The following is an 11313-nucleotide window of genomic DNA, read 5'->3' as shown; positions in this document are numbered from 1 at the left end:
TCAGGCTTGAAAAGCGGGCGCCAACTCGGGCCGCTTGGCGTTGACTCCGTCACCCGAGGAGACGCCCTTGACGCGCCGAGCCAGCCACGGCACCAGGAACTCTCGGGTCCATTGACGGTCTTCTCGCCTGGCCTCGATCTTCGACTGCGCCGGCACGGGACCGAGATCCGGCGCGGTGAGGGTGTGGCCCACACCGATGGCGTCGAGCACGTGAGCGGCCATGTTCTGATGCCCGGCAGGTGACATGTGCAGACGGTCGAAGTCCCACATCCGCAGGTCCTGATATTCGGCGAACCGCCAGAAGTCGACGATGGTCGCGCCGTGTCGATCGGCGACTTCGCGCACCAATTCGTTGTAGATGGCCATCCGGCCACGGAGTTTGCCGAAGAACGCCGACCATCCGGTGTCGTAGGCGGTGAACATCACTACACGAGCACCGGATTCGGTGAGCGCCGCAATCGCGGTGTCGTAGCGAGCGACCACGGCGTCGAGGTCCAGCTTCGGGCGCATCATGTCGTTGCCGCCGGCGTAGATCGTCACGAGGTCCGGCTTCAGCGCCAGCGCGGGCCCCAGCTGCTCGTCGACGATCGGACCGAGTAGTCGACCACGAATCGCCAGATTGGCGTATCGGAAATCCGGGTTGCCGATTGCCAACTGCTCCGCGACGCGTTCGGACCAACCTCGTAGTCCGTTGGGGAATCTGTCGTCTGTGTCGCCGACGCCCTCGGTGAACGAATCACCGAGGGCGACGTAGCGGCTCGGAAATGAAGTCATCCGGCCATTATTCCAGTTGCGAAGCTCAACAATCACACATCTGTGCTGAAACGCACGCCGCCGTCGGGCAGCGTCACACCGGGCCACACCCGAGCGCCGCGGAGCAATTCGCAGCGAGCGCCGATATCGGCACCGTCACCGATCACCGCGTCGCGGACGAGCGCGCGGGGTCCCACCCGAACACCGAATCCGAGGATCGATCGCTCGACAACTGCCCCGGCTTCCACCACGGCGCCGTCGAACAGGATTGCGCCGTCGAGGCGGGCGCCTGCGCCCACTTCTGCGCCGCGTCCGACAACCGTGCCGCCGATCAACACAGCTCCGGGAGCCACACCGGCACCGGGATGCACCAGGGACTCGCCGCGCGGGCCCTCGAGTGCGGGTGACGGCGCGATACCGCGAACCAGGTCGGCTGAACCGCGCACGAAGTCCTCCGGAGTGCCCATGTCACGCCAGTACGACGTGTCGACGTGACCGAAGACGCGCTTGCCCTCGGCCAGCAGGTTCGGGAACACCTCGCGCTCGACCGACACCGGGCGACCCTCGGGGATCTGCTCGATGATCTCGCGCTTGAAGACGTAGCAGCCTGCGTTGATCTGATCGGTCGGCGGATCCTGGGTCTTCTCCAGGAACGCGGACACCCGACCGTCTTCGTCGGTGGGTACGCAGCCGAACGCTCGCGGATCGCCGACTCGGACGAGGTGCAGCGTGACGTCCGCGTCCGTTTTCGTGTGTGTGTCGAGGATCGCATTCAGATCGGTGCCGCCGAGTACGTCGCCGTTGAACACCATGATGTTGTCACCGCGAAGTTTCGGAAGAACGTTGCGGATACCACCGCCGGTTCCGAGCGGTTCGTTCTCGAACACGTAGTCGATCTCGAGGCCCATCTTCGACCCGTCACCGAAATAGTCCTCGAACACCTCTGCCTTGAACGACGTACCGAGTACGACGTGCTTGATGCCCGCAGCTTCGATCCGCGCGAGCAGGTGCGTCAGGAACGGCAGACCGGCCGTCGGCAACATCGGCTTGGGAGCCGACAAGGTCAGCGGACGCAGGCGAGTGCCCTTGCCGCCTACCAGGATTACCGCGTCGGTCGGAGTAGGTTCGGTCATCGTTGTTGTCCCCTGGGATTCGAAACTGAAGTGTCATCGGTCGGGTGATCTGTGCGAGCGCGCACTGCGGATGCGACGGCAATCTTGGAACGAAGCGCCAGGCCGCCGCGCAGTGCCAGACGCAGCGGGGCCTGCCACCAATGTGGATGGCGATCGGCTTGGAAACGGTATGCACTGCGGTGGTGTGCCGGCAGCATCAACTCCGGATGACGCCCTGCCGCATGCCCTTTCGCGTGAGTTACCTCCGCAGAGGGCACAAACACGTTGAGCCAACCCGCTTTTCCGAGGCGATCACCGAAATCGACGTCCTCCATGTACATGAAGTAACGGGAGTCGAACCCGGAGATGGCGTCGAAGGCATCGCGGCGAACGAGCAGGCACGAACCGGACAACCAGCCGACCGCGCGCTCGGTGAGCGCCTCGTTCTCCTGGCGGTAGCGAGTCGTCCACGGATTCTTCGGCCACACCGTGCCCAGAATTGCGTGTCCCGCACCGGAAGTGATGTCGGGAACGGATCGCGCCGACGGATACACGCTGCCGTCGGGTTCGAGGACCTTGGGCCCCAGCGCACCGGCCCTTGGCCACCGATTTGCCGCAGCCACCAATTTGTCGAGTGAACCGGGGCTCCATTGGACGTCCGGATTGGAAATCACGATGAATTCGACAGCCGGATCGATCTCCGCGACAGCCCGATTTATCGCGCCTCCGTACCCGATATTTCCACCGGTACGGAGCAGACGAACGTGTTCGTACTTGCTGTCGGCGGCCTCGGGAGTTCCGTCGGTCGACCCATTGTCGGCCATGATGACCTGGGGTTTTTCTGTCGTCGCCTCGGCGAGTGTGCTCAAAAAGTTCTCGAGATGCTCGCCGGGCGAGTACGTCACCGTTACCACGGCCAGCTTGGGACTCACGCCGGTCAGCCTAGCCGCCCGGAGCGCTCCATCTGAACTTTGCTCACGCGATTGCGTCGTGAAGCGCCTCACGCCACGGGCGCAACGGGCTCAGGCCCGCGGCCGCCCACGCGTCACCGGACAACACCGAGTACGCGGGGCGCGGCGCCGGGCGGACAAATGCGGCGCTGGTGCACGGGCGAACCCGATTCGGATCGGCACCGATCTCCTCGAACACCGCGCGCGCCAGATCGAACCAACTGGCCTGCCCGTCGTTGGTCGCGTGCAGTGTCGAAGTGCCCGTGAACGGACGTGACGCCAGTTCCAACAGACCGGCCGCCAGATCGACGCTGTACGTGGGCGAACCGATCTGATCGTCGACGACGTCGATAAAGTCCCGTTCACCTTCGAGGCGGCGCATCGTGCCGACAAAATCACCGGCCTCACCCGAGTAGACCCAGGCGGTGCGAACGATCACGGAATCAGCGCCGGACTTGCGCACGGCTTCCTCGCCCGCAAGCTTCGTGCGGCCGTAGACCGTCGACGGCCCTGTCGGCGAATCGACCTCGTACGGGCTGTGAGCGTCACCAGGAAAGACGTAGTCGGTGGAGACGTGGATCAATCGGGCACCCGCCCGCGCGCAGGCCGATGCCAGGTTGCTCGGCCCGGTCTCGTTCACTGCCGTGGCCGCCGCCTCATCCGACTCCGCTGCATCCACTGCCGTGTACGCGGCGCAGTTGATCACCACCGTCTCGGGTGAGAGAACATCGGACGTCAGCGCTTTGTCGACCGCACCACGATCCGTGATGTCCAACTGCGCTGAACCCAGAGCGACAACGCTTCGACCCGCCGAGAGCGCAAGCGATTCGATACGACTTCCAAGCTGGCCGCGCGCCCCTGTGAGCAGGATATTAGTCATACCCGTCAGTTTGGCACGCCGTCGCCAGGTACCCGACCTGACGTGAGTAGACCAGTAACCTGGATGGGTGTCACACCAGCAACCACAACGCCGCGTGCGTCCGCAGCCTGCGCCTAGTCGAGCAAAGACCAGCCCAGGCCGGATCGCCGTCGCCGTCGTGTCGGTCCTGGTGTTACTGGTTACCGGCTTTGCATGGCGCGGAGTGGACTCACTGCGCAATTCCCTGGCCACCGCCAGCGGACTCGGCTTGGGCGGCGGCAAGGACGGCGCCATCGACATCCTCATGGTGGGAACCGACAGCCGAACGGATGCGCACGGAAATCCCCTGAGCCAAAGCGAGCTGGATTCGCTACGGGCCGGTGAGGAAGTTGCGTCCAACACCGACACGATCATCTTGATCCGCGTTCCCAACGACGGCAGTTCCGCCACCGCGATCTCCATTCCCCGCGACGCGTACGTCAATGTTCCCGGCATCGGCATGTCGAAGATCAACGGAGCCTTCGGAGCAACCAAGGAGACCGAGCGTCTGCGGCTGGTCAACAACGGAGCAAGCGAATCGGAGTCGGACCGCAAATCCACTGAAGCGGGCCGCGAAGCACTCATCGAATCCGTCGCGAACCTGACCGGAATCACCGTCGACCACTACGCCGAGGTCGGCCTGCTCGGATTCGTTCTGCTCACCAATGCTGTGGGCGGCGTCGACGTATGCCTCAACGCGGCCGTGAACGAGCCTCTCTCCGGCGCCAATTTTCCGGCCGGCCAACAGACTCTCGACGGATCGAACGCCCTCAGCTTCGTCCGGCAACGTCACGATCTTCCCCGCGGCGACCTCGACCGCATCGTGCGTCAGCAAGTGTTCATGGCTTCCCTTGTCAGCCAGGTCCTCAGCGCGAAAACACTCAGCGATCCCGGCAAGCTCACTTCGTTGACCAACGCCGTGTCACGCTCGGTGGTGATCGACGACGACTGGGACATCATCGAATTCGCGAAGCAACTGCAAAATTTGGCGGGCGGCAAGGTTCAGTTCGAAACCATCCCGGTGCTCGACATCAACGGTATGACCGACTACGGCGAGTCGATCGTCAAGGTCGATCCGAAAGAGGTGAAGAAGTACATCGCGAACCTCGTCGGCGCAGAGGTCGAGGAAGAAGAAACCACCTCGGCGGCGCCTACCGTCGATGCCTCGAAATTCACCGTCGACGTAGCTAACGCCAGCGATATCGGCGGACTCGCGAGCGGAGTCTCCGAAGCACTGAGCGCACTCGGCTACCGGGAAGGCGAAGTCGGAAACAACACCGGTGCAGACGTATCCGAGTCAACGGTCTTTGCGAAGTCCAAGGACGACGACGCAGCCCTTGCCGTCGCCGAGGTATTGGGCGGCTTGACCGTAAAAGCGGATTCGTCGTTGCCCTCGAACACCGTTCGAGTTGTTCTCGCCTCGGACTACTCCGGTCCCACGTCCGCCGATTCCGTGTCACCAACGGATTCCGGCTCGACTTCAGCTTCCGGGACACCGGACTCGGCGAGCACAACCGAGACCAGTCCGACTCCCGCTCCCGCCGGACCGCCGATCGACGCCGCATCCAGCGGACCCCGCTGTGTGAATTAATACTCTGCGTAAACTGAGCGGATGCCTTCATCTGCCGACAATCTGACCGACGCACTCCTCGGACCGATCCTCGCGGCCGATCCTGCCGGACCACGGGTCACGTACTACGACGATGCGAGCGGCGAGCGCATCGAGTTGTCGGCAAGCACCCTGGTGAATTGGGCTGCCAAGACCGCAAACATGGTGCGCGACGAGTTTGCTCTCGAGCCGGGAGCAAAAGTTGCGGTGCTGCTGCCGGCCCACTGGCAGAGCGTTGCCGTCCTACTCGGTGTGTGGTGGGCCGGGTGCGAGGTTGTCCTCTCCCCCGAGTCCGACGCCGAACTTGCTTTCGTGACGGCGGATCGACTCGATGACGTCGCCGATGTCCCTGAGGTCGCGGCGCTGTCCCTCGACGCATTCGGCAAGGGCCTGAGCGACCTGCCGATCGGGGTTGCCGACTACGCGACGTCCATCCGAGTGCATGGCGATCAGTTCCGCGCCGCGGGCGCCGGAGCGGCACTGGAAGGCCGATCGGTTACGGAAACCGTGCGCGCGGCAACGGAATCCGCCGCCGCCCGCGAACTCACGTCGTCGGATCGTGTGATGTCCAGCGCGTCGTGGGATTCGGCTGAAGAACTGATCGGCGGACTGCTGTCGGTGCTGGCCGCCGGCGCGTCGCTCGTGCAGGTAGCCCACCCGGACGCGGATGTTACCGCGCGCCGAGTGGGCACCGAGAAGGTCACGAAGCAGTTCTGACCGCACTCAACTCGACAGTGCGCTGACGGGTGAGACCATCCCGGCTCGGCGGGCAGGCAGGAGTGAGGCGATCACTCCGGCCACGCCGCCGATCAAGGTGATGGCCACCAACTGCGCCCAGGGCACGGCGCCGAGCGACACGTCGCCAACCCCGAAAACAGACGCCGTTCCCGCGACTCCGAACACCAGACCGAAGACAACACCGATCACCGACGCGACTCCAGCGACCAACAGCGCTTCCCAGATCAGCATCGCTCGAATTCCCTTCCTGGTCAGTCCGAGTGCGCGCAGCAGTCCGGATTCGCGGCGCCGCTCGAGAACGGAGAGCGCCAGGGTGTTCCCGACGCCGATCAGCGCGATCAGGATGGCAACCGACAGCAGGCCCGCAACGACCATCAGCATGGTGTCGAGGATCGAATCGATCGCCGAACGCATCTCTGTCATACCTTGAACGTCGCTACCCGGCGCGATCTGCCGCGCGAGTTCGGTGATGCGGTCGGTGACGGCGAGCGCCTCTTCGTCGGTGGAGGTGCCCAGTCTGACCCAGTAACCGTCGATGGTCGGGGTGGACGCCGCCGCTAGGTCTGCTCGATCCACCAGTGCGGGTTGCCCTTTCACACCCTCGATCACACTCACGGTGAATGGTCCACGATCTCCGCGCAGGGTGACGGTATCACCGGCACCAAGTCCGTAGTCGGTCAGGTCGGCTGGCGATAGCACGAGTTGGCCGGGATCCGGAACTGAAATATCGTTACGCAGAACGTCTTTCACCTGCGCCGCGTCCACCCCGTACCCCTGCAGAGACCCGTGCCCGTCGAGCATCAGATCTGCATTCACCAGGCCGCTGACGGCACGGACTCCCGCTATCGCGCCGATGTCGGTGCCCAGAGCCTCCGGCAGTGACGCGGATCCGGAACTGCTCACCATGACATCGACCGGAAACTGGTTGTCCATCGCCACCGGCGCAGCGTCTTTCACCGTGGCGATACCCACCGCCATGGTGCTCGTCAACGCCACTCCGATCAGCAAAGCCAGTGCTGTCGCAGAGGTCCGACGCGGATTCCGGCCGGCGTTGCCCGCTGCGAGTTCGCCCACCGAGCCGATCATCCGCCCGAGGACGCCGCCGGCCGCTGTGATCAACGCAGGCACGATCCGACCTGCCAGAGCCGCGATGCCGACAAACGAGAGCAAGCCGCCGACTGTTGCCACCATCACCTGCTGCCCGATCACACCCATTACTGTCGCCGCGATACCGCCGAGTAGTGCAACGATGCCGAAGGCAACCCGAATCACCGAAGCCGCCACGTGTTCGGGCTTCGACTCCATCGGTACCAGGGCCGCCAAGGGCGACAACCGGGTTGCCGCACGACCGGGTGCCGACGCCGCAACCATCGTCATCACGATGCCGACCACCAGTCCGACCAACAGGGTCACCGGTGTGACGGTCAGAGTCGACAGCGGCACCGGTACTTCCGCGGCAGTGGCCACCGCACCGATCGTGGCCGCCAATCCGATGCCCAGTCCCACTCCGAGGATCGATGCGATCACACCAACTGCGGCAGCCTCGGTCCGAATGCTGCGACGAACCTGCGTGGCGGTCGCACCAACACACCGCAGCAACGCGAGTTCCTGCGTTCGGGCCGCCAGCAGGACCGCAAACGTGTTGGCGATGACCAGTGCCGCAACCACCACCGCAACCGCGCCGAAGGCCAGCAGCACAGTGCTGAGAATGTCCGTGCCGCCGAGGTACTCGGCTGCCGCGGCGTCGGTGGCGGATTCCGCACTGACAACGGTCGAGCCTGCCGGCAGCGCGTGCGCCACCCGCTCCACAAGTTGGTCAGGCGTCACCGAACCGTCACCGACGATGCGGAACTCACGGGTGGCGGAGTCCCCCGCCCACGTCGCCGCCTGCTCCGGTGTGGCAAACACTTTGGTGCCGCCGAGTCGTTGCGCCGACCCACTCAGATCGACAAACCCGACAACCCGAGCACTCGGATCTGCTGCGCTCTCCCCCGAATTCGCCGCAGTTACAATGATCTCGGCCCCGAGGGGAATCCCTGAATCAGCGCTTACGAGAACCTGTCCCGGCGAGGTCGGCCACTCTCCTTGGGCGAGACTCTGCCAACGCAGCTGCGGGCTGTCGGAAACCGACAGCACATCGCCGTACGACACACCTTGCTCCGCGGAATCGACCCGGACGTATCCCGCGACGTCCTCGGCCACTGCCGACACACCCGGCACGCTGCGCAAGGCCCCGAGGTCCACATCCGGACCCGACGCAACCGCATCCGTCGTATTATATTGCGCAGCAAGCGATGTCCGCACACTGGCGGTCACCGTCGAACTCAACGTCAACGTCGCGACGATGTACCCGACGGCGATCACCACGGCAAGGATCGACGCGACGTACCGGCCCGCATGTGCCCGGGCCTGAGCAAAAGCCAGTGCCCTCATCGGTAGACACCGATCGGTTGCGGGGCGTTGCTCGAGCCGGCGTTACCCAGATCGTCTGCCCCGAGTCCGCGCATCGCGGCCATCACCGAATCAACGGTGGGGCCGGAGATCTCGCCGGCCGTACGACCGTCCGCAATCAGCACCACTCGGTCGGCGTACGACGCCGCAACCGGATCATGAGTGACCATGACCACGGTCTGACCACTCTCCCGGACAGCGGTGCGGAGCAAACCGAGAACCTCTGTACCGGAACGTGAATCCAGATTACCGGTGGGCTCGTCGGCAAAAATTACGTCCGGTTGTGGCAACAATGCGCGTGCCACCGCAACGCGCTGCTGCTGCCCGCCGGACAGCTCGTGCGGAAGGTGGTCGAGTCGCTGGGACAGTCCGAGGGTTTTGACCACTTGGTCCATCCACGCCGGTTCGGGTTCACTGCCGGCCAACTTCATCGGAAGCACCATATTTGCGCGGGCCGTCAGCACCGGCAGCAAGTTGAAGGCCTGAAATACGAAACCGATTCGCTCGCGGCGCAATTCGGTGAGCTCGGTGTCGCCGAGCTTGGTGATCTCCGTGTCTCCGAGGTAGACCTGCCCACCTGTCACCGTGTCGAGACCGGCCAGGCAATGCATGAGCGTCGATTTTCCGGAGCCGGACGGACCCATGATCGCCGTGAACATTCCGCGGCCGAAATCCACGTCGATGCCGCCCAATGCGTGGACAGCGGTGTCGCCGGTGCCGTAGACCTTGGTGACACCGCGCGCCGTGATTGCAGGCGCGCTGTTCCTATGCTGATTCATGTCTACGACGCTATGGGAGCACCGGGGGCTGGCGCGTCGGAGCGCGGACCGATTTCGGGCTCGCCGGTATCCTCCCACAGGAGGACACCGGATCAGTCTTCAGCAGTACGAAGCCCTGCAGTACCAAGTTTACGTATCAGCACTCAACAGGTCAGCACGGCGCACCAGTCCGATCTGGAACGCGAAGACAACTGCCTGCACCCGATCGCGGGATTTGGTTTTCGAAAGAACCCGTCCCACATGAGTTTTCACGGTCGTTTCGGAAACGTGGAACTTGGCGGCAATTTCCGAGTTCGACAGCCCGTACGCCATGGCCTCGAGAACTTCGATCTCCCGGGGTGTGAGATCGCCGGGTAACGCCGCCTCGGGGGCTGAGCCTTCGAGGAGTGGTCCGACATGCTGGAGCAGACGCCGCGTGGCCCGCGCCTCGATGACGGCGTCGCCGCGGTGCACCGTGCGAATGGCGTCGAGCAACTGCTCCGGCGGTACGTCCTTGAGCAGGAATCCGCTGGCACCTGCCCTGATGGCCGACATCACGTACTCGTCGTTGTCGAATGTGGTGAGCACCACAACCTTTGGGGCATCCGCCGTAGTCAGCAGCCGCCGCGTCGCTTCGATCCCGTCCATGTTCGGCATCTGGACGTCCATGAGCACGACATCCACCCGACGAGTTGCCAGCTGGTTCAGGCCTTGCTGCCCGTCGGACGCCTCGACCACCACTTCGAGGTCGGGTTGTGAGTCGATCACCATCCGGAAACCCGCTCGAACCAATTGCTGATCGTCGACAAGAGCCACTGCAATCGGAGTCACCGGATTGTCCATGGATGACACCCTAGGTCCTCTCGTACGGCAACACCGCATGCACGGCGTATCCGCCGCCTGCCTGGGGGCCGGCGGTAATCGTCCCGCCGTGCAGCCGCGCGCGTTCCGACATCCCGATCAAGCCTTGTCCACCGGGTGAGGATTCGACAAGCGCAGCACTACCACCGCGTCCGTCGTCGGCGATGCGAAGTACGAGTTCGGTATCGGTCCAGGTGATCTCGACGCCCGCGTGGGCGCCGGGTCCGGCGTGCTTGAGTACGTTGGTCAGCGATTCCTGCACGATGCGATACGCGGTCAGACCGGCACCGGCCGACAGATCGCGTGGTTCTCCGGCCACGGACGCGGTGACATCAAGTCCACTGCGGCGCAGGTCCTCCAGCAGAGCGTCGATATCGCCGGCGCCGGGAATCACCGCAAAATCTCGCGGCCGATCTTCGCGGAGCACCGAGAGAAGCGCACGCATGTCGGTCAAGGCCGCCCGCCCCGTCGACGCGATGGTTTCCAACGCCTGAACCGCTGCCTGCGGATCCTTGGCCGCGCTGTACCGACCGCCGTCCGCCTGGGCAATCACCACGGTGAGCGAGTGGGCAACGATGTCGTGCATCTCACGGGCGATTCGCGAACGCTCACTGATGGTGGCGATCTCGGCTTCCTGCGCTCGCTCGAGTTCGAGCAGTCGCGCGCGTTCGGTCAGACCTTCGAGTTGTTTGGTTCGCACACGCCGCAAGTCTCCGAATGCCCAGACCGCAAGCATGAAGATCATCAGGCCCACCGCTTGAAACACTTGCGCGGAGAACGAAATGCCGTCGTAGCCGAAGTATCGGAACTCCGCCGCGATCGACCCGAGTAAGGCGATCCCCAGTCCGGTGAAACTACTCCACCGCGCGCCGTATGCAGCGAGGGCGTACAGCGAGATCGGAACGGCTATCGCGCAGCCGAGCAGAGTGTTTCCGATGACAAGAACGTGCAGTACCGCGAAGCCGGCAATCAGCATGCCGGACAGCTCGGGGCGGGACCGTCGCCACGCCAACGGGACGCTCATGCCGAGCGAGACGATCACAGCCCAGACTCCGGCTGTGGCGGCGGTGACCAGGCTCAGCAAGGCGACCGCGCAAGCCAGGGTGATGTCGATGCCGCGCGCGTGTTCCGTAGTCCAGCGCACAAATCGTTCACTAGTCGGAAAACGGGCCATGCCGCCCAC

The 11313-nt window shown here is 64.2% G+C and carries 10 protein-coding genes; 2 read left to right on the top strand and 8 right to left on the bottom strand.

Features of this window, described 5'->3' with window-relative positions:
* Genes RG2_RS05810 through rfbD form a run of 4 tightly spaced genes read right to left on the bottom strand, consistent with a single transcriptional unit; the run spans position 1 to position 3695 of the window.
* A complete protein-coding gene (locus tag RG2_RS05810) occupies positions 1-774 on the bottom strand; it encodes an SGNH/GDSL hydrolase family protein (protein WP_033231209.1) in 774 nt (257 codons plus the stop codon).
* Between the two features lie 32 nt (positions 775-806).
* Positions 807-1886: a mannose-1-phosphate guanylyltransferase gene (gene manB, locus RG2_RS05805; RefSeq protein WP_033231210.1), complete on the bottom strand. Its 1080-nt coding sequence runs from the start codon at positions 1884-1886 to the stop codon at positions 807-809.
* On the bottom strand, positions 1883-2797 hold the full coding sequence (locus RG2_RS05800) for a glycosyltransferase family 2 protein (RefSeq protein ID WP_033231211.1): 915 nt from the start codon (positions 2795-2797) through the stop codon (positions 1883-1885). Before RG2_RS05800 ends, manB begins: the two co-directional genes overlap by 4 nt.
* Positions 2798-2840: 43 nt before the next feature.
* Positions 2841-3695, bottom strand: a complete 855-nt coding sequence (rfbD, locus tag RG2_RS05795) for a dTDP-4-dehydrorhamnose reductase (protein ID WP_033231212.1) — start codon at positions 3693-3695, stop codon at positions 2841-2843.
* A 94-nt stretch (positions 3696-3789) separates the two neighbouring features.
* On the opposite strand from rfbD, the gene RG2_RS05790 reads away from it, so the two are divergent.
* Positions 3790-5304 (top strand): LCP family protein, encoded by a 1515-nt coding sequence (locus RG2_RS05790; RefSeq protein ID WP_051730210.1) that lies wholly within the window; start codon positions 3790-3792, stop codon positions 5302-5304.
* A 21-nt stretch (positions 5305-5325) separates the two neighbouring features.
* The gene (locus RG2_RS05785; RefSeq protein ID WP_033231213.1) at positions 5326-6039 is read left to right on the top strand and encodes a TIGR03089 family protein; all 714 of its coding nucleotides are present in this window, start codon (positions 5326-5328) and stop codon (positions 6037-6039) included.
* Positions 6040-6045: 6 nt separating this feature from the next.
* Here the strand turns inward: RG2_RS05785 and RG2_RS05780 are convergent, their stop codons facing one another.
* From RG2_RS05780 to RG2_RS05765, 4 genes are all read right to left on the bottom strand, one after another.
* On the bottom strand, positions 6046-8493 hold the full coding sequence (locus tag RG2_RS05780) for an ABC transporter permease (RefSeq protein WP_033231214.1): 2448 nt from the start codon (positions 8491-8493) through the stop codon (positions 6046-6048).
* On the bottom strand, positions 8490-9290 hold the full coding sequence (locus RG2_RS05775) for an ABC transporter ATP-binding protein (RefSeq protein ID WP_045070610.1): 801 nt from the start codon (positions 9288-9290) through the stop codon (positions 8490-8492). The genes RG2_RS05780 and RG2_RS05775 overlap by 4 nt, the downstream gene beginning before the upstream one ends.
* Before the next feature lie 129 nt (positions 9291-9419).
* Positions 9420-10112 carry a response regulator gene (locus tag RG2_RS05770; protein ID WP_033231507.1) on the bottom strand — a complete coding sequence of 231 codons (693 nt, stop codon included), beginning with the start codon at positions 10110-10112 and terminating at the stop codon, positions 9420-9422.
* A gap of 10 nt (positions 10113-10122) precedes the next feature.
* Positions 10123-11304 carry a sensor histidine kinase gene (locus RG2_RS05765; RefSeq protein WP_033231508.1) on the bottom strand — a complete coding sequence of 394 codons (1182 nt, stop codon included), beginning with the start codon at positions 11302-11304 and terminating at the stop codon, positions 10123-10125.
* Between the last annotated feature and the right edge of the window lie 9 nt (positions 11305-11313).

Origin of the sequence: Rhodococcus globerulus NBRC 14531 (assembly GCF_001894805.1) — a bacterium.
In the GTDB taxonomy this organism is placed as follows: Bacteria; Actinomycetota; Actinomycetes; order Mycobacteriales; family Mycobacteriaceae; genus Rhodococcus_F; species Rhodococcus_F globerula.
Note: the sequence above shows the minus strand (reverse complement) of the source record. Positions and strands in the feature narration are given on the sequence as shown.

Bases quoted from the DNA above. Each gene is read 5' to 3' on its own strand.
- rfbD (WP_033231212.1), bottom strand. From the start codon at position 3,695: ATGACTAATATCCTGCTCACAGGGGCGCGCGGCCAGCTTGGAAGTCGT.
- RG2_RS05775 (WP_045070610.1), bottom strand. From the start codon at position 9,290: ATGAATCAGCATAGGAACAGCGCGCCTGCAATCACGGCGCGCGGTGTC.
- RG2_RS05785 (WP_033231213.1), top strand. From the start codon at position 5,326: ATGCCTTCATCTGCCGACAATCTGACCGACGCACTCCTCGGACCGATC.
- RG2_RS05780 (WP_033231214.1), bottom strand. From the start codon at position 8,493: ATGAGGGCACTGGCTTTTGCTCAGGCCCGGGCACATGCGGGCCGGTAC.
- manB (WP_033231210.1), bottom strand. From the start codon at position 1,886: ATGACCGAACCTACTCCGACCGACGCGGTAATCCTGGTAGGCGGCAAG.
- RG2_RS05765 (WP_033231508.1), bottom strand. From the start codon at position 11,304: ATGGCCCGTTTTCCGACTAGTGAACGATTTGTGCGCTGGACTACGGAA.
- RG2_RS05770 (WP_033231507.1), bottom strand. From the start codon at position 10,112: ATGGACAATCCGGTGACTCCGATTGCAGTGGCTCTTGTCGACGATCAG.
- RG2_RS05810 (WP_033231209.1), bottom strand. From the start codon at position 774: ATGACTTCATTTCCGAGCCGCTACGTCGCCCTCGGTGATTCGTTCACC.